Origin of the sequence: Methylobacterium tardum, from assembly GCF_023546765.1 — a bacterium.
Classification (GTDB): domain Bacteria; phylum Pseudomonadota; class Alphaproteobacteria; order Rhizobiales; family Beijerinckiaceae; genus Methylobacterium; species Methylobacterium tardum.
Genome location: NZ_CP097484.1, coordinates 5806625 through 5828951 on the forward strand (window position 1 = coordinate 5806625; position 22327 = coordinate 5828951).

Here is a 22327-nt window from a genome sequence, read left to right on the forward strand (position 1 = left end):
CGTGATCGACGCCCCGCTCGGTTGACCGGGCCGGAGCGGGGTTCCTTCGGACCGCAGGTCAGGCGGTCAGGATCGCCCAGCCCTGTGGGCCGAGGCTCACCCGCACGCCACCCGCCTCGCTGACGAGTTGACCCTCTCCCACCTCGATGCGCCGAGCCTCCGGTACGGGCAGCGAGACCGCCTCATCGGCGAGGTTCAGCGCGACGAACAGCGTCTGGGGCGCCTCTGTCATCGCGAGCACGAGCTGCGCGTTGGCCAGATGGACCTGCCGCGTGCGGGCGCGATGCAGCCAGGGATGACGGCGGCGCAGGGCGATGAGGCTCTGGTGCAACCGGTAGATCGGCCAGCCATAGGGAGCGAGTTCTGCCGGCGTCGGCGGGAACGGTGGGCGGATCGCATCATCCCCACCCACCCGTTCCTCCTTGACGCCGCGGAAGGCCTGCTCGTCGCCGGCGTAGATCGAGGGCGTGCCGCCGCAGGTGAACAGGATCGCGAGCGCGTGGGGCAGGAGCCGCTCGTCCGTAAGGCGGCTGGCGATGCGCGTCACATCGTGATTGCCCACGAAGGTCAGCGGCACGAAGGCATCCAGGTAGCCGTTGTGGCGCTCCAGCGCGTGGGCGAGCTCGAACAGATTGCGGTCGTTGAGGCCACTCCAGATCGCCTTCCAGAGCTCGTATTGGGTCACGGCATCCATGCCGGTATCCCGCACGATGCCGGCGTAGTCGCCGTGGATCACCTCGCCGACGATGTAGGCGTCCGGGTGCGCGGAGCGGACCTGGGACAGCACCTGGGCCCAGAACCGCCGCGGGACCGCGTAGGCCGCATCCAGGCGCCAGCCATCGGCGCCGCGGTTGAGCCAGTGGTCCATGATCGCCGCGACGTAATCCGCCACCTGCGGCGCGTCGTGATTGAGCGTGACAAGCTGCCGATGCCCCTCGAAGCAGGCATAGTCCGGCTCGGACCCGGGCGCGGTGCCACGCGGCCAGGACAGCTTGAACCAATTCGCCCGCTCTGCCTGCGGGCCGCGATGCAGGACCTCCTGGAAAGCCGGATGCCTGCGGCCGACGTGGTTGAACACCCCGTCGAGGAGGATGCGCAGGCCGCGCGCATGCGCGGCCTCGATCAGCGCATCGAAATCGGCATCGTCCCCGAGACGCGGATCGATCCGGAAGGGGTCGACGGTATCGTAGCCGTGAGTCGAGGCCGCGAAGATCGGCCCCAGCGCCAATCCCGAAGCGCCGAGTTCGACGGCATAGTCGAGCCAGCCGTGCAGGTGGGGCAAACGCTGCACGACCGGCGCGGCGGGCGCAGCCTCGGGCTCGGCTCCGACGAAGCCGAGTGGGAAGACCTGCCACCAGACAGTGTGTTGGATCCAGTCCGGCACCAGGCCTCCTTGCACCGCGCGCCGCGGGTGAACGTCACGCCGCCGTTAACGTTGCAGTGCCGATCCCGTTCGCTCGCACCGTCGCGGGTCGGAGGCGGGGCGTCCGATCAGGTGGTGTACTCGTAGGCGCGCTCGCCATGGCTCGCCGTGTCCAGCCCGTCATGCTCGGCCTCTTGGTCCACGCGCAGCGGGGTCACGACGCCGAGAAGCCGCGCCAGGCCGAATGTGAGGAGCCCCGACCACAGGGCGGTCACCCCGACGGCAAGCGCCTGAACCGCGAGCTGCCCCAGGACCGTGCGGCCTTCGCTGAGGCCGACGCCGCCGAGGTCCGGCAGCAGGAACAGTGCGAGCAGGAGCGAACCGAGAATGCCGCCCACGCCGTGCACGGCGAAGACGTCGAGGGAATCGTCGATGACGAGGCGATGCTTCACGTACAGGGTGACGAAGAAGCAGACGAGACCGCCGGCGGCCCCGATCAGCAGGGCCGCGGCCGGCGAGACGTAGCCCGCGCCCGGCGTGATCGTGGCCAGACCCGCCACGCAGCCGGTGACGATCCCGATCGAGGTGGGCTTGCGGATCTTCACCCATTCCGCCGCCGTCCACGCCATGGCGCCCGCAGCGGCCGACAGATGCGTGACCAGGATGGCATTCGCCGCGCTCGCGTCGGCGGCAAGGGCAGAGCCGCCGTTGAAGCCGAACCAGCCGACCCAGAGCATGCCGGCGCCCATCATGGTCATTCCGGGGCTGTGTGGCGGCGTCAGCGTCGTCGGGAAGCCGCGACGGCGGCCCACGAGGATGGCGAGGAGCAGGGCCGAGATTCCCGCCGTGGTGTGGACCACGATGCCGCCGGCGAAGTCGAGGGTTCCGAGCGCGGCCAGCCAGCCGCCGCCCCAGATCCAGTGCGCCACCGGGACGTAGACGAGCAGCAGCCATAGGGCCGAGAACAGGGCGACGAAGGGAAAGGCCACGCGCTCCGGGATGGCGCCGATGATGAGGGCCGGCGTGATCACCGCGAAGGTCATCTGATAGAGCGCGAAGACGGGCTCAGGCAGGAGCGTTCCGGTCCGCAGCGGCTCGAGATGAGCCAGGAACGCCTTGTGGAGCGTCCCGATGAGCGCGCCGTCCCCGTCGAACACGAGGCTGTAGCCGCAGATCGCCCAGAGCACCGAGGCGATGCAGCAGATCGCGAAGCACTGCATCAGCACGGACAGGACGTTCCGCGCGTGAACGAGCCCGCCGTAGAAGAGGGCGAGGCCCGGCAGCGTCATGAACAGGACGAGCGCGGAGGCTGTCAGGATCCAGGCCGTGCTGCCGCTGTCGGGCGCGGGGGATGCCGCCGTGCTGGGCGTGGCGGAAAGGACCAGGAGCGCGAGGCCGGACAGGCCCCGCGTGGAGAGCGACAACATGAGGGGCACCCTTGGGAACAGCCGCGCTCTCAAGCAGACTGCCTAGCAATCAGGCAAGCACGCGCGTGTCCCCGGCGGGTGCGGCGGCGAACAAGATCGCGTGTGTCGCGGCCGCGATACACCGGTGACGGCGGCGCAGGATTGGGCGCGATGCGCCCCATCGCGGCGTCGGTGTGTGTCGGGCATACCTGCGGCTGCAGGCTCCAGCGCGATCACGCCCGGAGCGCGTGCCGGCGGCTCCGGGCCCATACCGGACGCCTGTAAGGTCCGAATCGGACCCGCCGCTTCCGGCCGGCTTTTGCCGGCGCCAACGGGCCGCGCGCCAGAGGCGGGTGGTCCGCCGCGGGCAGCGCGCAGGGCGGTTCCCGCGTTCCTCAATATTTCACGACAACCGGCTTCGCCTCCGCGGTGGCCTTCGGCGGCGCGACCCAGAGCGGGGCCGAGATGGTCAGGTACGTCGCGGTGCCCTGGAACCGGTTCCGGACGTCGAATTCGCGATAGACCCTGACGCTCGTGGAGATGGGGATCTCACCGGCGTGAAAGGTGTAGCTGACCTGGCCGCCCAGCGACACGACCCGGCCCTTGAACGGGCCGATCCGGTCGCCGGACCCGCTGTCACCCGTCAGCTGGTCGTAGAAATAGCCGACGAGGCCGATCGACAAGTCCTTGCTCAGGTACTTCGATGCCGACCATTCCAGGTGGAGCTCGGTGCCGGTCAGGTACCGCGTCGCGGGGTTGATCCAGTTGAACGTGATGCCGGGCACGACCGAGAGCTCGTAGCCGAGAACCGGGTCGAGGTAGGTAAGCGCGCCGCTGAGATCGAGGGCCGGGCGGTTCAGTGCGATGTTGGATAGCTGGCCGTTCTCGAATGAGCCGGAGGGGACGACGCCGAGCGCCGTCGCGGTCCAGTGGAAATTGCCGGCATGCCAGCCCACGAAGGACGCGAGATAGATATCGCCGACGTTGAAGACGGCATCGTGCTCGCGGCCGGCGACGATGCGGTCGATGCGCGGTGAGGACAGGACTGCGGCCGCGCTGACATCCGGCGTCCCGAACGGGATTGTGATGGAGAAGCCGAGATTGCCGCCCAGGATCTCGACCGGCGTCACCCAGATCGGCGACGCAAAGTTCGCCACGGTGGAATTCTTGACCCCCGCGGCCACGACACCGCCGCCCTGGAAGACACGGTTCGCCCCCAGGTCGCCCTGATAGAAGTACGTCTCGCTCTCGAAGTAGAAGCCCGGCGGCGGCGTTACGCCCGCGAGCGGGCCGCGATTGCCGAGCACGTAGACGCCCTGCGCATATTCAGCCGCTCGGGCCTCCTCGGCCACCATCAGGCTCGATACGCTTAGGAGAGCTGCCGCAGCCCAACGGATGGGCGTGCCGAGGCGTTGCATATCTTCAGCTCCCAAGGTTTGGCGAGGGGAATCGCTGAGACTTGAAGCAACGCTGTCACAACATGTGCCGGCAAACAAGCGTTCGAGCGGATCGAAATATCTAGATGCTGGCTGTTTGATGTAATTTTGCGACACTCTCTGTGGATGACGGCGATTTCGATGTGTTGGATACGGACCAGAATTCCGTGACACTGTGTTTCGGCATCTCGCGATGGCGATCGGCTGGGATCGGGGATCGTGAAGTCACGCGTGCCGGAACTGCTTCTTATACGTCCTGGCGCAAGACGCGCGCCCGCCGGGAAAACATTTGCGGCGCCGGAACGCAGCGGGACGCTTCTTCGAGGCCCGCTATCGCGGGCACCTCAGGATGAGGTCGCGGTGGAGATGACTCGATCCGGCGCAATGATCCGTGCCGTGTCGTCGGCCGTCACAACGTGACCGGGAGCGGCGCTAGGACCGAGCGGTGCACCGAATATGGGCCGGCGATCTACTCCAACCCTTCACGTAGCAATCCTGCGAACCATTTATTATGTTGAGTGTTCGGCAAGCACACTGCGGTTCGTTTTCATTCGAAATTTCATATTGATTTTATAAAAATCATACATGACCAGTGTAAATCGACTGCGGCGTGCTCCGGATCTTCGCTCTGGTCTCAAATCGCCTGGTCGCTACCCCTTAGATGTCGCTCTTCATGGCGATTCATTTCGACGAGTCCGCTTGACACATTTAGATAGCAAATGTTTATTGTATCGGTGATTCAACAGCGAGTCGGCTGCCGATTACAGACGTGGCGCGGCGACCTACTGCTTGACGCGGAGCCTGATTTTGCCCGGACCCGAGCCGGGCCGCCTGATCCATCCCGCGTTGAATGAGAACGCGCATTGCATCGAAGTCCAGCGAAGGGGGCAGTCGATGTTGAAGCCGTTGAGCCTGCTGGTCCTGGCACTTCCCGCCGCAACGGCTGCGTATGCCGAGGAGGTGCCGCGCTTCGACATCAAGGCAATCTGCGGCGCGGCACCGTCGATCGGGCAGAGCGCCCAGGCGACCGATCGGGGCTGCATCCATGACGAGACTCAGGCTCGCACACAGCTTGAACAGCAATGGCCAGGCTTCAAGACGAACCGCCGCAACGCCTGCGTTCAGGAAGTGAGCATCGGTGGGCCGCCGAGCTACGTAGCGTTGCTGACATGTCTTCAGATGTAGATCTTTGGTGCGTCCGCATGGATCGATGCGGCTGTATTGACAGTCGATTGACTGCATAAATCTAGGGTTCCGTTGCTCCATCGGAAGCACGGGGGGCATTTGGATGAGGAGCATGCGATGGCGGGTGCTTCGCTCTCCGCGCTGGCGCGACGTGTTCCCGACTCGTCCTCGAAGTCCGGTGGAGGGATGATCCGTATCCCCGGCGGAACCTTCCGCATGGGGTCGAACGATCACTATCCCGAGGAAGCGCCGGCGCATCGTGTCAGCGTCGACAGCTTCTGGATCGACCCGGTCCCGGTCACCAACCGTCGGTTCAAGGATTTCGTCCGCGCGACCGGCTACCGGACGGTCGCGGAGAGCCCCCCGGATCCGACGAACTATCCGGGCGCGCAGCCAGAGATGCTCTATGCCGGCTCACTCACCTTCCATCCGCCGCGTGAGCCTGGCGACACGCGCGACTGGACGCGATGGTGGACGTTTCTGCGGGGGGCGAACTGGCGGCATCCCTACGGTCCGGGGAGCTCGATCAAGGGCCTCGACGATCATCCCGTCGTGCACGTCGCGCTTCGCGACGCTGAGGCCTACGTCGCCTGGGCCGGCAAGGCCCTTCCGACCGAGGCGGAGTGGGAGTTCGCGGCCCGAGGGGGGCTCGAGGGCGCGGAGTACGCCTGGGGTGACGCGTTCGCGCCCGCGGGACGCCGGATGGCCAATACGTGGCAAGGCGACTTCCCGCACCTCAACACCGCCGCCGGGCCCGACAAGCGCACGACGCCGGTCGGCGCGTTCCCCCCGAACGGCTACGGGCTGTTCGACATGATCGGCAATGTCTGGGAATGGACGTCCGATTGGTACAGCGCGACGCATCCGGCCGAGGCCGCGAAGGCCTGCTGCATCCCCCGAAACCCGCAGGGCGGGCGTGAGGAGGACAGCGTCGACCCGCGCAATCCGCAGGTTCCGATCCCCTGCAAGGTCGTGAAGGGCGGCTCGCACCTGTGCGCGCCGAATTACTGCCGCCGCTATCGGCCGGCGGCCCGGCACGCGCAGCCTGTCGACACGTCCATGAGCCATGTCGGCTTCCGGTGCATCCTGAGAGAGGGGGATCGGTCATGACGCACGATGACGCGCACCAAGAGGATCAGACGGGCTGCAGGCCGGAGCGCGCACCCAGCCGCCGGACCATGCTGCTCGCCGGCACCTCGCTCCTGGCGACCGCCGGACTGATGGCGGAAACACCGACGGCGGTCGCGCAGGCTCCGCAGCCGGCGTCGTCGGGGCAGAAGCCGAACATCATCGTCATCACGGGAGACGACATCGGCATCTGGAACATCGGGGCCTACCATCGCGGCATGATGGCAGGACGGACGCCCAACCTCGACCGGCTGGCGTCCGAGGGGATGCTGTTCACCGACTATTACGCCGAGGCCAGCTGCACGGCCGGGCGCGCGGCCTTCATCACCGGCGAGTTGCCGATCCGCACCGGCATGACGACGGTCGGCCGTGCCGGCGCCCCCATCGGCTTGCCCGCGCAGGCTGTCACCATCGCCACCGTGTTGAAAGGCATGGGCTACGCCACCGGGCAATTCGGCAAGAACCACTTGGGAGACAAGAACGAGTTCCTGCCGACCGTGCACGGCTTCGACGAGTTCTTCGGCTACCTCTACCATCTCGACGCGATGGAGGACCCGGCCCATCCCGGCTATCCGCAGGAGCTTCTGGGTCAGGTCGGCCCGCGCAACATGATCCATTCCTGGGCGACGAGCGTGGCCGATCCTACCGACGAACCGCGCTGGGGCGTCGTCGGCAAGCAGAGGATCGAGGATGCGGGACCGCTCTATCCCAAGCGGATGGAGACGGTCGACGACGAGATCCGCGACCTGGCGCTCGGCTTCATCGAGAAGGCCAAGTCCGACGGCAAGCCGTTCTTCGTGTGGCTCAATCCGACCCGGATGCACGTCACCACCCACCTGTCGCCGAAGTATCAAGCCCTGCGCAATTCCAAGAACGGCTGGACCATCCACGAGGCCGGCATGGCGCAGCTCGGCGACGTCGTCGGGGCTGTGATGAAGAAGCTGGCGGAACTGGGCGTGGACGATAACACCATCGTCGTCTTCAACACCGACAACGGCACCGAGGTTTTTACTTGGCCGGATGGCGGCCAGACCCCGTTCGCCCAGTCGAAGGGCACGGTCATGGAAGGCGGCTTCCGGGCTCCGGCGATGATCCGCTGGCCGGGCAAAGTGCCCGCCGGCAAGGTCGAGAACGGCGTCATTTCCGGCCTCGACTGGTTCCCGACGCTGGTCGCCGCAGCGGGCAACGCCGATATCGGCGCGGAACTGAAGACGGGCAAGAAGATCGGCGACGAGTTCTACAAGGTCCACCTCGACGGCTACAATCAGATGGACCTGATCACCGGCAAGGGCCCGTCACGGCGTAACGAGATCTGGTATTTTGGCGAGAGCGAGCTCGGAGCCGTGCGGATCGGGGATTACAAATATCGTTTCATCGACCAGCCTGCCGGCTGGCTCGGCGACAAGACCAAACCTGATGTCCCCTACATCACGAACCTGCGGCTCGACCCGTTCGAGCGGACGGGCTGGCCGGACAATGGGACCAAGACCGGCACGCAGAACTACATGAACTGGTTCCTGTACGAGTTCTGGCGCTTCACCTTCGTCCAGCAGGAGGTGGAGAAGCTGGCGATGACCGCCGTCGAGTTCCCGCCGATGCAGAAGGGCGCGAGCTTCAACCTTGATGCCGTGAAGGCGAAGATCCAGGCCGCCCGGGCCGCGATGGCGAAATGAGCCGGGCCTTCCGGGGACAATGCGTCGGCTCCTCTCCGGAGTGGGCCGGCGGCGCTCGGCCGTTGCCGCCCACTCTCCGTGACGCGTGAAGACGTGCCCCGTCAGCGCGAACGCGGCTCCAATCGCGCCTGCATCCGTCGGAGGGCCTCAAGGTCGAACACCGCGTCCGCGCGCCCGTAGCCGCCATCCACGACCTCATCGACCAGAATCATCGTGTGAAGGCGCGCGCCCTCACCGAAATACGAGACCAGCAGATCCGTCGTGCGGTGAATCAGGTCCGCCTTCTGCGCAGCATCCATCATGCCTTGCGGGATCTTGAAGTTGGCAAACGGCATCGGCTTTCTCCCAATTGAAGCGCGACGAATACGGAGCGAGCGGCAGGCCTCAGCGTTGCGCCGCGCGAGCCTTGAGAGCGGCCTCGTTTAAGGTCGTCACGGCCGCGTCGAAGCGGTGCTCGGCTTCGGCGTTGCGCTGAAAGGCGACGCGCTGCACGAGGATCTCGCGCGGCGTCGGCTGCTGCTGGAACAGGGTCATGACCTCGTCGATGAAGTCGGTCAGCGGCAGGTAGCCCTCGCGGGTGGACTGGCCCGGCGTCAGGTCGGTCTGCACGGCGGGGGGCACGAGTTCGATCACCTCGACTCGGTCCTTCAGAACCTCGCGCAGAGAGACCGTGTAGCTGTGGATGGCCGCCTTCGTCGCCGAGTAGGTCGGGGTCGCCGTCAGCGGCACGAAGGCCAAGCCCGAGGATACGTTGATCAGCGCCGCATCGGGGCGCCCGACCAGATGCCCGATCAGGGCGTCGGTCAGCCGGATCGGGCCGAGCAGGTTGGTGGTGATCGTCGCCTCGGCGTCCGCGAGATCTCGGGCCCGATCCAGCGCCTCGAAGCGCATGATCCCGGCGTTGTTGATCACCACGTTCAGGGCCGGGTGCTCGGCAATGACCCGCTGGGCGAACGCCGCGATGTCGCCGGCATCCGCGATGTCGAGCGGCATCGCGTGCAGGCCCGGCCGGCCAGCAGTGACCCGTTCCAAGGCCTCCAGCCGGCGGCCGGCGACGATGACGATGTTGCCCAGATCGTGGAAGCGGTGCGCGAGCGCGGCTCCGATCCCCGACCCGCCTCCGGTGATGAGGATGGTGTTGCCTGAAGTTTTCATGACGGCGACCTCCGTTGTTGTCGCCGCAGGGGGTATGAAGCACACTCTCCAGACTGAAGTAGGCACCGAAAAGATTTGTACTTACCGAAAGGAGAGTGTCGGATGCGCAGGGCCGCCCCGGATCCCGTGATCGAGGCACAGCGGCGCGGGCCGATCCCGGACGACGTCGATCCCGCGATCGAGGCGCTGGTGAACGACATCATCGGCAAGGTGGCCGACAAGTGGACCATGCTGGTCCTCGAAGCCCTGGACGCGCACGGGACCCTTCGGTTCACGCAGCTCGGCAAGGCCGTGGGCCGGATCAGCCAGAAGATGCTGACGCAGACGGTCCGGCAGATGGAACGGGACGGTCTCGTGCGGCGCAGGGTCCACCCAGTGATCCCGCCGCGCGTGGATTACACGCTGACGCCGCTGGGCCGGAGCCTGGGGGCCGCCTTCTGCGGCGTGTGGATCTGGGCCGAGACGCACCACGCCGAGATCGAGCGGGCCCGTCGGGCATTCGCGGCGGCCGAAGCGTCGGACCTGACCGCCGACGCCGAGACGCCGTGACCGGTCCAGGCGGCCGGAGGCGCGTGGCCGTAGAGGAGCGACCCAGGTCGGAAGCCGACCTCGGATCGCCTGTTCATCGGACGCGCGAGAGCGTCACTTGCGCAGCGGAACGCCCTTCGTGGTGAAGCGCTGACCGCCGCCCGGACGGTACACGGGTCGCGGCTGGCCGCCCGTCCGGCCCGCCCCGGCGCCGGTTCCCGGCGGCTGCGAGAACGGCACGAGCTGGTCCGGCCGCGGCCCGATCAGATCGGCGCGGCCCATCTCCCGCAGCGCCTCGCGCAGCAGGGGCCAGTTCTCCGGGTCGTGGTAGCGCAGGAACGCCTTGTGCAGCCGGCGCTGCCGCAGCCCCTTGATCGCCTCGACCGGCTCGCTGCCACCGCGTTTCACGCCCCGCAGGGTGTTGATCTCGGTGTGATACATGGCCGTGGCGGTCGCCATCGGCGAGGGCAGGAACGTCTGGACCTGATCGGCGCGATAATTGTTTTTCTTGAGCCAGAGCGCGAGGTGCATCATGTCCTCGTCGGTCGTGCCGGGATGCGCCGCGATGAAGTACGGGATCAGGTAGTACTTCTTGCCCGCCTCCTTGGCGGCGGCGTCGAACATCTCCTTGAAGCGGTCGTAGGTGCCGATCCCCGGCTTCATCATCTTGTCGAGGGGGCCGCGCTCGGTGTGCTCGGGCGCGATCTTCAGGCGGCCGCCGACGTGGTGAGTGACGAGCTCCTTGATGTATTCGGGGCTCTTCACCGCGAGGTCGTAGCGCACGCCCGAGGCGACCATCACCTTCTTGACGCCCTTCACCTCGCGGACCTTGCGGTAGAGCCGGATCAGGTCGTCGTGCGACGTGTTCAGGTTCGGGCAGACGTCCGGGAACACGCAGGACGGCAACCGGCACGCCGCCTCGATCTTCGGGTCCTTGCAGGCCATCCGGTACATGTTCGCCGTCGGCCCGCCGACATCGGAGATCACGCCCGTGAAGCCCGGCGTCTTGTCGCGGATCCGCTCGATCTCGCGCAGGATTGAGCCCTCCGAGCGGTTCTGGATGACGCGGCCCTCGTGCTCCGTGATCGAGCAGAAGGTGCAGCCGCCGAAGCAGCCGCGCATGATCGTCACCGAGAACTTGATCATGTCCCAGGCGGGGATCTTCGCGTCGCCGTAGGACGGGTGCGGGGCGCGGGCGTAGGGCAGGTCGTAGACCGCGTCCATCTCGTCGCTGGTCAGCGGGATCGGCGGCGGGTTGAGCCACAGGTCGCGGTCGCCGTGGCGCTGGACGAGCGGGCGCGCGTTGCCGGGATTGGCCTCCCGGTGCAGCACGCGCGAGGCGCGGGCATAGGCCTCCTTGTCCTCCTTGACCTCGTCGTAGGCGGGGAGCCGGATCACGGTCTCGCCGGGCCGGCGGGTCGCGGCCTCGTCCGTCGAGTCGAGGTCGTCGGCGGGCAGCTCGGTGTAGTGGGCGGGGACGCGGCGGAACAGGGCGACGCCCCGGATCGCGTCGAGCTGGTTCGGCGCCTCGCCGGCCGCGAGGCGGTTCGCCACCTCGACCACGGCGCGCTCGGCGTTGCCGTAGATCAGCAGATCGGCCTTCGCGTCCGCCAGGATCGAGCGGCGCACCTTGTCGGACCAGTAATCGTAGTGGGCGATCCGGCGCAGCGACGCCTCAATGCCGCCGAGCACGATCGGCACGTCCTTGAAGGCCTCGCGGCAGCGCTGCGTGTACACGATGGTGCAGCGGTCCGGGCGCCGGCCGCCCTCGCCACCGGCCGTGTAGGCGTCGTCGTGGCGCAGCCGGCGGTCCGCCGTGTAGCGGTTCACCATCGAATCGAGGTTGCCGCCGGTGACGCCGAAGAACAGGTTCGGCTTGCCGAGCGCCTTGAACGGCTCCGCCGAGTGCCAGTCCGGCTGGGCGATGATGCCGACCCGGAAGCCCTGCGCCTCGAGCAGCCGGCCGATGATGGCCATGCCGAAGCTCGGGTGGTCCACGTAGGCGTCGCCGGTCACCAGGACGATGTCGCAGGACTCCCACCCGAGCGCCGTCATCTCGGCGCGGCTCATCGGCAGGAACGGTGCCGCCTTTCCGGTCGAGGGCTTGCAGGCGAACGACGCTACGGCGGGTGTGGCGGAAGCTTGGAGGTCCATGGCGCCCATGCATAGGCCGTCGGAACCGCGATCTCAACGAAGGGGAGGGGCGGGCGAAGCTGCGCGGGCGCGGCGAAGCGGCTGAGGCATGCTGTCGGGCTGCGCCAGACGTCGCTCTGGGAGGCGGCTATTCATCGGCAATGATCGACGTGGGCCCGCATGTCCGTTCACAGCTCTCCGGAGCGGACCAGCGGCGTTCGGCCACATCGGGACGCCCGGCCGCAGCCCCGCTCACGGGGCCCGGGCTTCCGGGCCGAAGCCGAGATCGGTCACGAAGCGGTTCCAGGTCTCGACGCGGACTTGGCCGCCGGTGGCGCGTCGGTGCCCCTGGGCGAACTGGTCGTCCGGTCCGAGCGGCGGTGCGCGGTCCCGGAGGAACGTGATCAGGTCCGGCTCGGATGCGCTGCGCGCGGCGAAATGCACGAAACCGGCGCGGAACGACGCGTTCGCGCCGATCACCACCTGCCGGCGCAGGCGGCCGGTCCACGATTGCGCGACGAGCGGATGGATCTGGCACGGGGAGTCGCAGCGGATCAGGGCGACCGGACCGGCGAAGAGCGGCGGGATCCGGCGCGCGGCATCGAGCGCGGCCTTCACCTCGGAACGCGCCTCGCGCAGGGCTTCGGCCTCTGGAGCGGTCCCGGTGACGATCTCCGCCGGGCCCGAGGCACGAAGGAGCAGCGCCAGGGCGGCCCTCGCGTCGCCCGAGGCCGTGCGCCGCGGCGCGTTGACGAGGCTCACGGCCTCGCGCAGCGCCTTGGCGGTGTAGGATTTTCGCAGCGGACCCATGATCTCGGGGAAGTCGCTGCTCGCGCCGCGCTCGCCGAGATCGCCGACGAGCCCGATCCCGGCGAGCCACGCGAGATCGTCCGCACGGCCCAGGGCCGTCGCGCAGGCCAGCGCGAGGAGACTGGTGGTGGGGATCGGCGCGTCCGCGTGACCGCTGATCACCGTGGCCGCGTCGGCTTCGGGCCAGGAGCGCGGCACGTGATGATCCACCAGCACTGTCGGCACGCCCGGCAGGATCGGTTCGGCCTCAACGCCGAGATCGGCGACCACGAGGCCGCCGGGCGTCTGGGCCGCGAGCTCGTCGCGGAGGGCGGCCGACCACGGCGACTCGCCGCGGCCGATGACGCGGACCCGGGTCTCGCTGTGCCCGGCGCGCGTGAGGGCTCGGGCCAGGAGGGCCCCCGCCGACAGGCCGTCCGCGTCATCGTGGCAGAGGACCACCGGCGTGCCCGGTCCGAAGCGTGCGGCGAGGCCGGCGAAGGCGGCTCCGTGTGCCGCGAGGGCGGTCACGACGGCCACCTCGCCAGCGCGGGCCGGCCGGCCGCAACCAGCGGCGGGCTGTCGGCCCGTGTCATGCGCTCGCCGCCGCGCCGAACGCCTGAAGGGCGGCCTGACCCGCGTCCTGCGCGTCCTCGGGCGAGGCGTACGCCTCCGGCGAGACCCGGATCGACACGCCGTCGGCGTCCGTCAGGTGCCAGCGGAACCGCGCGCCGCCGTCGCCGCAGGATTCGACAGTGACGGCGATGGGCGTCGGATCGTCCATGGCTCAGGCCGCCTTCAGGGGGTCGTGGCCCCAGTTCATCAGCGACAGTCGCCAGGGCGAATCCTTCACCTCATCCTTGTCCTTCGGGCCGCCCTGCTTCAGGTGCCGGTGCACGTAGCCGATCACCTTGCGCATGTGCCGGTAATCCTCGTCCGACAGCTCGGATTTCTTCTTGTGCAGCATCGCGACGATGTGGCGGCCCTCCACGTGGCCCGTCGCCTCGCCCCCATCCTTCTTCTGGCCGACCGATTGGCTGGCCTCGCTCGCGAGATGCTTCTCCAGGGCGGAGGCCGTCATGTTCACGACCTCCTTGAACTCCTTGTAGGTCGTCGCGTGGTCGTCCGTCTCGGCCATGGCTCACCCTCCAATCGTGGGATGGGCGGCCTCGCAGGCGCGGCCGCCCTGACAACGGGATCCGTTGAAGATCAGCTGTCGGCCTTGCCGCCGGCGAGCGTCAGGTCGAGGTAGGTCTGGGTCACCGGCTCGATGAGCGCGGCGATCTCCTCGGCCGCCTTCGTCTCCTCCTCGACCGCCGCGCGGAAGGATGAGGCCTGGTCCGACTTGCCGGCCCGCTCCGCGATGACCGCCAGCGAGCGATAGGCGGCGATCTGGTCGTACTGGTAGGCGTATCCGGCGTAGAGGTTCTTCAGCGTCTCGTCCTGCGCCGTCGCGTGGACCGCGGCTCCGATCGAGCCGGCGACGCTCGTGACCGTCTCCTTCAGCGTGGATGGGCTCGCGCCGATGCCCTCCAGCGCCCGGTCCAGACGGGCCAGCTGTCCCTTCGTGGTCTCGGCATGCCGGCGCAGCACGGCGGCGTAATCCGGGTACCGCTCCAAGCCGGAGAGCTGCCGCTCGATCTGTTCCAGGCCCTGCTTCTCCAAGGCGCGCGTGTTCCGCAGCGCTCCGGCGTAGATCGTGCCGATCTCTGTGCTGGCCATGCTTTCGAAGCTCCAGGTTCGTTTCGGGTTCGTCGGCAAACGTCGATGGCGGGCCCCGTTTCCAGTCGAAGGCTGCGACGTAAACGCCGCCCGTCGGCGCGGGATGACGGTTCTGCTTGGCGCGTTTGTTTCAGGGCGTGTTCGCCACCACGAAGATTTCCTCGGGCCTGTCGTTCATTCAAATGGATCTCTGGAAGGCTCGCGAATGCCACGGCTGTCCTGAGGCCCGGTCGTTTTGGTCGCAGCGTGGCCCAGGAAAATTCGGGCTTGCTCTAAGTTGGTTTTCGGGGTCGCCAGGCAGTCTGGTGCGGCTGTCGGAGGCTGTCGCGACATGGAAACCGAGAACGCCTGCCGAGGCCGGGACCAGGAACCGTCGCCAACGGGGGAGACCGCCGTCTCGGTTCGGGATCGGGTCGGGCGGGCCGACCATGTCTGACCCAGGGATCCTGGCCTACCGCGTGCAGAAGCACGCGGCCCGCCGGCTGCACTACGACTTCCGGCTGCAGGTCGGCGGGGTCCTCAAGAGCTGGGCGGTCGCGCGCGGGCCGAGCCTCGTCGCGGGCGAACGCCGCCTCGCCGTCGCCGTCGAAGATCACGGCCTGGACTACGCGGACTACGAGGGCGTGATCGCGCCGGGCCAGTATGGCGCCGGCACCGTGCTGCTCTGGGACCGGGGGACCTGGGAGCCGGAGGGTGATCCGGACGCGGCGCTGGCCTCGGGGTCGCTCGCCTTCACCCTGCATGGGCAGAAGCTGACCGGTCGCTGGCGTCTCATGCGGATGCGGCCGAAGCCGCGGGAGCGCCAGGTCTCGTGGCTGCTGGTGAAGTCCCACGACGGGGCGGCCCGCGCGGCCGGCGAGCCCGACATCTTGGAGGAAGCGCCGCGATCGGTCCTGACCGGACGCACGGTCGAGGATATCGCCGCTGCGGTGGCCTAATGGGGGGAAGGCGCATGGACCAGAGGACTCCGATCAATTTGGCCTTCGACGCCGTCGCGGCCGCGCGACAGGCGGCGATCGCTGCGGCCGAGCGCGCCGACGCCCAGGATCGCGACGACGGCTTTCCGGCCGAGGATGTCGCCGACCTCGCCCAATGCGGCCTGCTCGCCGCGCCGGTTCCGTCCAGCGACGGTGGAGTCGGGCTCGGCGAGGAGCCGGGCGCGCGCAAGCTTGCGGCGGTGCTGCGGCTCGTCGGGTACGGCAGCCTGGCGCTGGGGCGCCTCTACGAGGGCCACGTCAACGCGCTCCAGCTCGTCGCGCGCTACGGCGCGCCGGCGCAGCAGGCGCGCCTATTCGCCGACGCGCGTGCGGGGCACCTGTTCGGAGTCTGGAACACCAACCGGCCCGGCGACAGCCTGTGCCTGGGAGAGGATGGCCGGCTCCGGGGCGTGAAGACCTTCGCGTCGGGGGCCGGCTATGTCACCCGCGCCCTGGTGACGGTCACGCGGGAGCCGGATGCGGCGTCGCTGATGCTGGTCGTGCCGCTGGAGCCCGGCAGCCGCGCCGATCTGACCGGCTGGCGCGCCCACGGCATGCGCGCCTCCGCCACCGGCACCGTCGACTTCGAGGACATCGCCGTCGGCGCGGACGCGATTCTCGGCGGGCGGGACGATTACCAGCGCCAACCGACCTTCTCGAGCGGGGCCTGGCGGTTCGCGGCCGTGCAGCTCGGCGGCATCGAGGCCGTGTTCGATGCGTGGCGCGCCCATCTCGGGGCAACCGGTCGTGGCGGCGATCCCCATCAGCGCGCGCGGCTCGGCGAGGGTGCCATCGCGGTCGAGGGCGCCCGGCACTGGATCGAGCGCGCCGCCCGGATCGTCGCGGAGAACGACCTTCCGCCCGAGCGCGTCGTCGCCTTCGTCAACCTGACCCGGCTCGCCGTGGAAAAGGCCGGGCTCGACGTGCTGCAACTCGCCCAGCGCTCCGTCGGCCTGCAGGGTTTCCTGCGGCCCCATCCCCTGGAGCGCCTGTCCCGCGACCTCGCGACCTACCTGCGCCAGCCTGCGCCGGACGGTGCGCTCACCAGCGCGGCCGAAGAGATCCTGCGGGTGCGCGGCGCGGCGGAGCACCTGTGGGCCGGACGCGCGGAATGAGCCGGGCCGCCGCGCCGCCGCCGGGCGAGAGCGTCAGGCGCCGAGTCGTGCGCGGCGCGCATGCGATGCTGCCCGCCTACGGACGAGCCACGACGGACCACACGCGGCGCGACGGGCGCGTCGGCCAGGAAGGCCCATCATGCGGATGAACGGCTGGCTCGACACGCCGCAGCGCTACGGCCGGATCAGCCGGGCATTCCACTGGCTCATGGCCGCGCTCTTCGCCTGGCAATTCGCCGGCGCGCTCCTCTACGTCGCGATCGGCGACACCGCCCTGACACGCTTCGTCGGCGGCAGCCACTTCACCCTCGGCTTCACCCTCTTCGTCCTCGTGCTCCTGCGCGGCCTCTGGGGGCTGGCGAACGTGGCGCGCAGACCGCCGCATCCCGGACGCCTGGGGCGTGCCGCGGTGACCGGTCACGCGTTCATCTATCTGCTGATGGTCCTCACGCCGGGTCTCGCCCTGCTCCGCCAGTATGGCTCCGGTAAGCCGTTCACGCCCTACGGCCTTCCGCTGATGCCGGGGCGGGACACGAAGATCGCCTGGATGGTGGCTCCGGGCGATCTCCTCCATCACTGGCTCGGCTTCACCCTGCTGGTCGTCGTGCTCGGGCATGCCGCCATGGCGCTGATCCATCGCCGGGTGCGGCAGGAGGACGTGCTGGCCCGGATGGCCTGACGCAGCTGGTACGGCACCGCGAGGCCGCCCGCAGGAACTTCGAACGTCGGCGGTGCTTTGCTCGACGCGCGGGCACCCCGCCCGGCGGCGAGGTCCGTCATGTCGAGCGACACCGAAAAGCACCACGCCCTTCTCAGCGCGCTGAGAGCGGCCCAGGGCAAGGGCGACGGCAGCTTCGAGCAGGCCGTGACCGATGCGTTCGCGCACGTCTTCGAACATCTGAGCCGGCTCAACAATCACGTCTCGCTCGGTGGTCCCGACGGCGAGGACCGGCACCTGAAGCCGGGCGAGTCGCCGACCCTGCGCTAGCAGCTCCGGGGCGGGATCGATCCTCGCCCTCTGAACGACTCGGCCTCAGCGAAGGCGAAGCGGTGTGTCCGAACGCGTCCGCCGCGAACCGGCCCTGGCTGCCACCAGCGGGCCGGTTCGATGCTGAGCCGGCTCAGCATCATCGGTTCTGCGGCGCGCGTGAGCCTGTCCCGCCGGGCGCTGCACCGGCTCGCAAGACGGGCGTCATCGGCCGAGGCGGCCGCAATGTGCTCCCTCGATCCCGTCCAAACCCGATCGGGACGGGCGCTAGGCGAGACTCTGAGCCGCAGCGCGCAGCGTCTGCGTGGCCTCGTCGGCTTGGCCGGCGGACTCGGCGATGAGACCGAGTCCCGAGGTGATCGCCCCAACCCCTTGTGCTGCGGTCTGCATAGTCGCCGACATCGCGCGGGTCACCGCGGATTGCTCCTCGACGGCCGTGGCGATGGTGGCCGCCACCGTGTTGAGACCCACGATCGTGGCCTGGATCGAGCCGACCGCCGCCACCGCCTTCTCGGTCGCGGTCTGGGTTCCGGTGATCTGGACGGCAATCTGCTCGGTCGCCTTCGCGGTCTGATCGGCGAGCGCCTTCACCTCGGAGGCGACGACCGCGAAGCCCCGGCCCGCCGTGCCGGCGCGGGCCGCCTCGATGGCCGCGTTGAGCGCCAGCAGATTCGTCTGGGCCGCGATGGTCTGGATCAGCGCCACAACCGCGCCGATCTGCTCGGCCGAGTCATTCAGACCCGAGATGATCGCCTGCGTCGCCTGGGCCTGCTCCACGGCCCGTCCGGACATCTCGGACGCCTGCACGACCTGAGCGCTGATCTCCGCCACCGAGGTGGCGATCTGCTCCGCTCCCGACGCGATCGACTGGATGTCGCCGGAGACGTGGGCCGACGATTGCGCGCCCTCTCCCGCCTGTCGCGAGACCTTCGAAGACGCCTCCGCGATGGCATCCAGGTCCCGGGCCAGCGCCGTCTGCAACTCCGTCCGGCGTTGGCGATCGAGCACCTGCGCGGTGACGTCGGTGGCGAACTTGACGATTTTCAGGGGGCGTCCGTCCCGATCGAAGATCGGGTTGTAGCTGCCCTGGATGAAGACTTCGCGGCCGCCCTTGGCGCGGCGCTTGAACTCGGCGACATCGTACTCACCGCGGCCCAGACGGTCCCAGAACGCCCGGTACGCGGCGCTGTCGCGGACCTCCGGCTCGATGAACAGGCTGTGATGACGCCCCGTGACCTCCTCCAGGCGGTACCCCATGGCGGCGAGGAAGTTGTCGTTGGCGGTCAGGATCGTCCCGTCGAGCGCGAACTCGATCACCGCCTGGGAGCGGTTGATCGCCCGGATCTGACCCTCGTAGGCGATGGCGCGCGTCACCTGCTCGGTGACGTCGCTGGCGAACTTGACGATCTTGAGCGGTCTGCCGCGTCGGTCCAGGATGGGATTGTAGGTCGCCTGAAGCCAGACCGCGCGACCGTCCTTGCCGATCCGCTTGAATTCGCCGGCCTGGTAATCCCCACGACGAAGCGACGCCCAGAAGTCGCGATACGCGTCGCTCTCCCGGTATGCCGGATCGGCGAGTTCCGCATGCGGTCGGCCCCGGATCTCGTCCAGCGCGTAGCCCAGCGTGTCGAGGAAGTTCTTGTTGGCGGCCAGGATCGTGCCGTCGGTCGCGAATTCGATGACGGCTTGAGATCTGTCCAGGGCCTTGATCCTGGCGTGCAGATCCTTGTCGCGCACGAAACCCACTGGTCGTCCCCCTCCTTGCTTCATCCCGGCCGGATGAAGTTTTTGTGCTTGACCCGCTGCCGCGTCTGATCTCGGGTAGCCAATGTGGGCGCAAAATTCTTCGCTGTCGATGTTCTAGTCAAGCAGTAAGCGTGCATGGGCAATCATCATTAACATGCCTGGCCGCGGCTCGGTCAAAAGATGCTGTTGCTATTTTGAAGAAGATCAATTTTGCTTTCTTATTATTTAAGATTTTTCTCGGAAATAGGTATCGTAAGCAAACTGGCTTCTAGAAAATCATGAAAACTGGGGCGGGCGCGCCGCGGACGGCTCCGATCGCGGCGCGCCTCGTGCGGCTTACAGGTGGAACACCACCTTCACGCAGCCGTCCTTCTTGTCGCGGAAGGTCTTGTAGAGGTCGGGCCCGTCCGCGAGGTCCTGCGAGCGGTGCGTGATCAGGCCGGTCATGTCGAACTTGCCCTCCTGGATCAGCTTGGTCAGCGTCTCGAGGTAGCGCTTCACGTGGGTCTGGCCGCTCTTGAGGGTCAGGCCCTTCTGGACGATCGAGCCCATGTTGACCGGGATCGGCCCGCCATAGACGCCCGGCACCGAGACGATGCCGCAGGGCCGGACCGCCTTGATCGCCTCGGCCAGAGCGTAGGGACGCTCCGTGGCGGTGAGCTTCTCCTGCACCGTGGAGAGCACGCCGGTGATGCCGCCGTGGCCGGCGCTCGCCTCCATGCCGACGCAGTCGATCACGCCGTCGGCGCCCTGGCCCTTGGTGATCTCCTTGATCCGCTCGAACACGTCCTCGTTCATGAAGTCGATCACGTCGGTGGCGCCGACCTTCTTGGCCAGGGCGATCCGCTCGGGCACCGTCTCGATGACGATGATCCGCTCGGCGCCCATGATCTTGGCCGACTGGATGGCGAACAGGCCGACAGGGCCTGCACCCCAGATCGCGATGGTCTCGCCGCCCTGGATCTCGCAATGCTCGGCGCCCTGCCAGCCGGTGGGCAGGATGTCGGTGAGAAACAGGACCGACTCGTCGTCCATGCCGTCCGGAACCTTCATGGGGGCGACGTCGGCCATCGGCACGCGCACATACTCGGCCTGACCGCCCGCATAGCCGCCGGTGAGGTGCGAGTAGCCGAACAGGCCGGCCGTCGTGTAGCCGAACTGGGCGGCCGCCATCGCGGCGTTGCGGTTCGAGCGCTCGCACACTGAGAAGTTGCCGAGCTTGCACTGACGGCATTCGCCGCAATTGATGTTGAAGGGGACGATGATCCGGTCGCCCTTCTTGTACTTGGTGAAGCCCTGACCGACCTCGGCGACCTCGCCCATGAATTCGTGGCCGAGGACGTCGCCGCTCTCCATGGTCGGCATCAGCCCGTCCATGAGGTGCAGGTCCGAGCCGCAGATCGCGCAGCTCGTCACCTTGATGATGACGTCGCGGGAATCCTCGATGACCGGATCCGGGACCGTATCGCAGCGGATGTCGTTGCGGCCGTGCCAGCACAGTGCCTTCATCGCAAGGGTCTCCAGAGGTCGATGGGGGTGTGACCAAGTCGGCCACGTCCGAGGTACAGCTCGCGGCCGAACGGCCAAGTTCCGGCACCGCGACGTCGCAGCTGCGGATGCGGCGCGCAGGATCGCTGACACTTCGTCCATCTCCGGAACCCGACGCCCGCTTCCACCTGTTGTCAGGCCGGCGGCAGGGTTCATGGACCTCTCGCCGACTCGTGGTGCCGTCCGATCGTGGCGCCACGCCGGCCCGCCTCTTACCAGTCCCAGCGAGACATCATGCCGAGTAGCCCGATCCTCCAGCCCGTCACTATCGGCGACTTGGAGCTCAAGAACCGCGTCGTGATGGCGCCGCTGACCCGCAGCCGCTCCAACAACGAGGGCGTGCCGCCGGACTTCGCGGCCGATTACTACGGGCAGCGGGCCAGTGCCGGCCTGATCATCGCCGAGGCGACCAACATCTCGCCGCAGGGCGTGGGCTACGCCTACACGCCGGGCATCTGGTCCGATGCGCAGGTGGAGAGCTGGTCGCGGATCGTCCGGACGGTCCATGCCAATGACGGCCTGATCTTCCTCCAGCTCTGGCACACCGGCCGGATCTCGCATCCCGAGCTTCAGCCGGGCGGGGCGCTTCCGGTCTCGGCCTCGGCGATCAAGCCGGAGGGCACGGCTTTCACGCAGGACGGCATGAAGCCTCACGTGACGCCGCGGGCGCTGGAGACCGACGAGATCGCCGGGATCGTCGCGGATTACCGGCGGGCGGCCGAGAACGCCAAGCGTGCCGGGTTCGACGGCGTCGAGATCCACTCGGCCAACAATTACCTGCTGGAGCAGTTCGTGCGCGACTCGACCAACCGGCGCGCCGATCGGTACGGCGGCACGGTCGAGAACCGCCTGCGCTTTCCCCTGGAGGTGGTCCAGGCCGTCACCGAGGTGTGGGGCGGCGGCCGGCGCGTCGGCATCCGGATCTCGCCCGCTACGACGCAGCCCGGCGAGACGCCGCTCGATTCCGATCCGCACGTCACCTACGGCGCCTATCTCGACGCGCTCAGCGGGTTCGATCTGCTCTACGTCCACGCGATCGAGGGCGTGACCCAGCAATCCCGGGACGTGCCGGACGGGATCGATTTCCTCGACCTGCGCCGCCGGTTCAAGGGCGCCTATATCGGCAACAACGATCTGACCCTCGACCTCGCCGAGAAGGAATTGGCCGAGGGGCGCGCCGACCTGTTCAGCTTCGGCCGCCCCTATCTCGCCAATCCCGACCTCGTCGGCCGTTTTGCCAGCGGCGCGCCACTCGCGGAGGCGCCGAAAGCCTACTGGTATGGGGGTGGTGCCAACGGCTATTCCGACTGGCCCGGCATGAACGGACCGGTCCCGGTGCGCCGGTGACGTTTCTGTGGTCGCCAGCTTTGACCGGCCGGGTGGTTTACAAATGTTTCACGTGAAACGTTCGTCTTCACTCGCTCTTTACGCATGA

General features: G+C 68.1%; 21 protein-coding genes. 9 read left to right on the plus strand and 12 right to left on the minus strand.

What is annotated here, in order from left to right; translation table 11 throughout:
• Positions 1-58: 58 nt before the first annotated feature.
• The 3 genes from M6G65_RS27735 to M6G65_RS27745 form a co-directional block, all read right to left on the minus strand.
• Positions 59-1384 carry an alpha-amylase family protein gene (locus M6G65_RS27735; RefSeq protein WP_238194508.1) on the minus strand — a complete coding sequence of 442 codons (1326 nt, stop codon included), beginning with the start codon at positions 1382-1384 and terminating at the stop codon, positions 59-61.
• Positions 1385-1491: 107 nt separating this feature from the next.
• Positions 1492-2790: an ammonium transporter gene (locus M6G65_RS27740; RefSeq protein WP_250103137.1), complete on the minus strand. Its 1299-nt coding sequence runs from the start codon at positions 2788-2790 to the stop codon at positions 1492-1494.
• Between the two features lie 374 nt (positions 2791-3164).
• The gene (locus M6G65_RS27745) at positions 3165-4187 is read right to left on the minus strand and encodes a SphA family protein (protein ID WP_373323662.1); all 1023 of its coding nucleotides are present in this window, start codon (positions 4185-4187) and stop codon (positions 3165-3167) included.
• Between the two features lie 825 nt (positions 4188-5012).
• Between M6G65_RS27745 and M6G65_RS27750 the strand changes: the two genes are divergently transcribed.
• The 3 genes from M6G65_RS27750 to M6G65_RS27760 all read left to right on the plus strand — a co-directional run bounded on the left by M6G65_RS27750 (position 5013) and on the right by M6G65_RS27760 (position 8191).
• Positions 5013-5390: a hypothetical protein gene (locus M6G65_RS27750; protein WP_238194510.1), complete on the plus strand. Its 378-nt coding sequence runs from the start codon at positions 5013-5015 to the stop codon at positions 5388-5390.
• Between the two features lie 186 nt (positions 5391-5576).
• The gene (locus M6G65_RS27755; protein ID WP_238194511.1) at positions 5577-6500 is read left to right on the plus strand and encodes a formylglycine-generating enzyme family protein; all 924 of its coding nucleotides are present in this window, start codon (positions 5577-5579) and stop codon (positions 6498-6500) included.
• Positions 6501-6610: 110 nt separating this feature from the next.
• Positions 6611-8191, plus strand: coding sequence for an arylsulfatase (locus tag M6G65_RS27760; protein ID WP_250104299.1), 1581 nt, complete (start codon positions 6611-6613; stop codon positions 8189-8191).
• A gap of 101 nt (positions 8192-8292) precedes the next feature.
• On the opposite strand, the gene M6G65_RS27765 is transcribed toward M6G65_RS27760, so the two are convergent.
• Both M6G65_RS27765 and M6G65_RS27770 read right to left on the minus strand, forming a co-directional pair.
• The gene (locus M6G65_RS27765; protein ID WP_238194512.1) at positions 8293-8526 is read right to left on the minus strand and encodes a tautomerase family protein; all 234 of its coding nucleotides are present in this window, start codon (positions 8524-8526) and stop codon (positions 8293-8295) included.
• Between the two features lie 49 nt (positions 8527-8575).
• Positions 8576-9346 carry an SDR family oxidoreductase gene (locus M6G65_RS27770; protein WP_238194513.1) on the minus strand — a complete coding sequence of 257 codons (771 nt, stop codon included), beginning with the start codon at positions 9344-9346 and terminating at the stop codon, positions 8576-8578.
• Positions 9347-9448: 102 nt separating this feature from the next.
• Between M6G65_RS27770 and M6G65_RS27775 the strand changes: the two genes are divergently transcribed.
• Positions 9449-9895, plus strand: coding sequence for a winged helix-turn-helix transcriptional regulator (locus M6G65_RS27775; protein ID WP_238194514.1), 447 nt, complete (start codon positions 9449-9451; stop codon positions 9893-9895).
• A gap of 93 nt (positions 9896-9988) precedes the next feature.
• Here M6G65_RS27775 and M6G65_RS27780 read toward each other — a convergent pair whose 3' ends face one another.
• The 5 genes from M6G65_RS27780 to M6G65_RS27800 all read right to left on the minus strand — a co-directional run bounded on the left by M6G65_RS27780 (position 9989) and on the right by M6G65_RS27800 (position 14518).
• Positions 9989-11944, minus strand: a complete 1956-nt coding sequence (locus M6G65_RS27780) for a YgiQ family radical SAM protein (RefSeq protein WP_373323663.1) — start codon at positions 11942-11944, stop codon at positions 9989-9991.
• A 315-nt stretch (positions 11945-12259) separates the two neighbouring features.
• Positions 12260-13327 carry a phosphoesterase gene (locus tag M6G65_RS27785; protein ID WP_238194515.1) on the minus strand — a complete coding sequence of 356 codons (1068 nt, stop codon included), beginning with the start codon at positions 13325-13327 and terminating at the stop codon, positions 12260-12262.
• A gap of 61 nt (positions 13328-13388) precedes the next feature.
• The gene (locus M6G65_RS27790; protein ID WP_238194516.1) at positions 13389-13580 is read right to left on the minus strand and encodes a hypothetical protein; all 192 of its coding nucleotides are present in this window, start codon (positions 13578-13580) and stop codon (positions 13389-13391) included.
• Positions 13581-13583: 3 nt separating this feature from the next.
• Positions 13584-13934 (minus strand): DUF3140 domain-containing protein, encoded by a 351-nt coding sequence (locus tag M6G65_RS27795; protein WP_192706044.1) that lies wholly within the window; start codon positions 13932-13934, stop codon positions 13584-13586.
• Positions 13935-14005: 71 nt separating this feature from the next.
• Positions 14006-14518 carry a DUF892 family protein gene (locus M6G65_RS27800; protein WP_238194517.1) on the minus strand — a complete coding sequence of 171 codons (513 nt, stop codon included), beginning with the start codon at positions 14516-14518 and terminating at the stop codon, positions 14006-14008.
• Between the two features lie 428 nt (positions 14519-14946).
• Here M6G65_RS27800 and M6G65_RS27805 point away from each other — a divergent pair, with 428 nt between their 5' ends.
• From M6G65_RS27805 to M6G65_RS27820, 4 genes are all read left to right on the plus strand, one after another.
• The gene (locus M6G65_RS27805; protein WP_308445180.1) at positions 14947-15456 is read left to right on the plus strand and encodes a DNA polymerase ligase N-terminal domain-containing protein; all 510 of its coding nucleotides are present in this window, start codon (positions 14947-14949) and stop codon (positions 15454-15456) included.
• Positions 15457-15470: 14 nt separating this feature from the next.
• Entirely contained in the window at positions 15471-16610 is a 1140-nt protein-coding gene (locus M6G65_RS27810) for an acyl-CoA dehydrogenase family protein (RefSeq protein WP_238194518.1), read from the plus strand.
• A gap of 139 nt (positions 16611-16749) precedes the next feature.
• On the plus strand, positions 16750-17289 hold the full coding sequence (locus tag M6G65_RS27815; protein WP_238194519.1) for a cytochrome b: 540 nt from the start codon (positions 16750-16752) through the stop codon (positions 17287-17289).
• Between the two features lie 99 nt (positions 17290-17388).
• The gene (locus M6G65_RS27820; protein ID WP_192706049.1) at positions 17389-17598 is read left to right on the plus strand and encodes a hypothetical protein; all 210 of its coding nucleotides are present in this window, start codon (positions 17389-17391) and stop codon (positions 17596-17598) included.
• Positions 17599-17865: 267 nt separating this feature from the next.
• Here the strand turns inward: M6G65_RS27820 and M6G65_RS27825 are convergent, their stop codons facing one another.
• Both M6G65_RS27825 and M6G65_RS27830 read right to left on the minus strand, forming a co-directional pair.
• Positions 17866-19344 carry a methyl-accepting chemotaxis protein gene (locus M6G65_RS27825; RefSeq protein WP_250103138.1) on the minus strand — a complete coding sequence of 493 codons (1479 nt, stop codon included), beginning with the start codon at positions 19342-19344 and terminating at the stop codon, positions 17866-17868.
• A 336-nt stretch (positions 19345-19680) separates the two neighbouring features.
• Positions 19681-20853, minus strand: a complete 1173-nt coding sequence (locus M6G65_RS27830; protein ID WP_250103139.1) for a zinc-dependent alcohol dehydrogenase — start codon at positions 20851-20853, stop codon at positions 19681-19683.
• Between the two features lie 273 nt (positions 20854-21126).
• Here M6G65_RS27830 and M6G65_RS27835 point away from each other — a divergent pair, with 273 nt between their 5' ends.
• Complete coding sequence (locus M6G65_RS27835) at positions 21127-22239, plus strand: alkene reductase (protein ID WP_238194522.1); 1113 nt, start codon at positions 21127-21129, stop codon at positions 22237-22239.
• The last annotated feature ends 88 nt before the right edge of the window (positions 22240-22327 follow it).

What these genes read in the sequence shown, in the direction of transcription:
- M6G65_RS27740 (WP_250103137.1), bottom strand. Translation starts at nt 2,790, where the DNA reads ATGTTGTCGCTCTCCACGCGGGGCCTGTCCGGCCTCGCGCTCCTGGTC.
- M6G65_RS27745 (WP_373323662.1), bottom strand. Translation starts at nt 4,187, where the DNA reads ATGCAACGCCTCGGCACGCCCATCCGTTGGGCTGCGGCAGCTCTCCTA.
- M6G65_RS27755 (WP_238194511.1), top strand. Translation starts at nt 5,577, where the DNA reads ATGATCCGTATCCCCGGCGGAACCTTCCGCATGGGGTCGAACGATCAC.
- M6G65_RS27760 (WP_250104299.1), top strand. Translation starts at nt 6,611, where the DNA reads ATGGCGGAAACACCGACGGCGGTCGCGCAGGCTCCGCAGCCGGCGTCG.
- M6G65_RS27765 (WP_238194512.1), bottom strand. Translation starts at nt 8,526, where the DNA reads ATGCCGTTTGCCAACTTCAAGATCCCGCAAGGCATGATGGATGCTGCG.
- M6G65_RS27770 (WP_238194513.1), bottom strand. Translation starts at nt 9,346, where the DNA reads ATGAAAACTTCAGGCAACACCATCCTCATCACCGGAGGCGGGTCGGGG.
- M6G65_RS27775 (WP_238194514.1), top strand. Translation starts at nt 9,449, where the DNA reads ATGCGCAGGGCCGCCCCGGATCCCGTGATCGAGGCACAGCGGCGCGGG.
- M6G65_RS27780 (WP_373323663.1), bottom strand. Translation starts at nt 11,944, where the DNA reads ATGAGCCGCGCCGAGATGACGGCGCTCGGGTGGGAGTCCTGCGACATC.
- M6G65_RS27790 (WP_238194516.1), bottom strand. Translation starts at nt 13,580, where the DNA reads ATGGACGATCCGACGCCCATCGCCGTCACTGTCGAATCCTGCGGCGAC.
- M6G65_RS27795 (WP_192706044.1), bottom strand. Translation starts at nt 13,934, where the DNA reads ATGGCCGAGACGGACGACCACGCGACGACCTACAAGGAGTTCAAGGAG.
- M6G65_RS27800 (WP_238194517.1), bottom strand. Translation starts at nt 14,518, where the DNA reads ATGGCCAGCACAGAGATCGGCACGATCTACGCCGGAGCGCTGCGGAAC.
- M6G65_RS27805 (WP_308445180.1), top strand. Translation starts at nt 14,947, where the DNA reads ATGTCTGACCCAGGGATCCTGGCCTACCGCGTGCAGAAGCACGCGGCC.
- M6G65_RS27810 (WP_238194518.1), top strand. Translation starts at nt 15,471, where the DNA reads ATGGACCAGAGGACTCCGATCAATTTGGCCTTCGACGCCGTCGCGGCC.
- M6G65_RS27815 (WP_238194519.1), top strand. Translation starts at nt 16,750, where the DNA reads ATGCGGATGAACGGCTGGCTCGACACGCCGCAGCGCTACGGCCGGATC.
- M6G65_RS27820 (WP_192706049.1), top strand. Translation starts at nt 17,389, where the DNA reads ATGTCGAGCGACACCGAAAAGCACCACGCCCTTCTCAGCGCGCTGAGA.
- M6G65_RS27830 (WP_250103139.1), bottom strand. Translation starts at nt 20,853, where the DNA reads ATGAAGGCACTGTGCTGGCACGGCCGCAACGACATCCGCTGCGATACG.
- M6G65_RS27835 (WP_238194522.1), top strand. Translation starts at nt 21,127, where the DNA reads ATGCCGAGTAGCCCGATCCTCCAGCCCGTCACTATCGGCGACTTGGAG.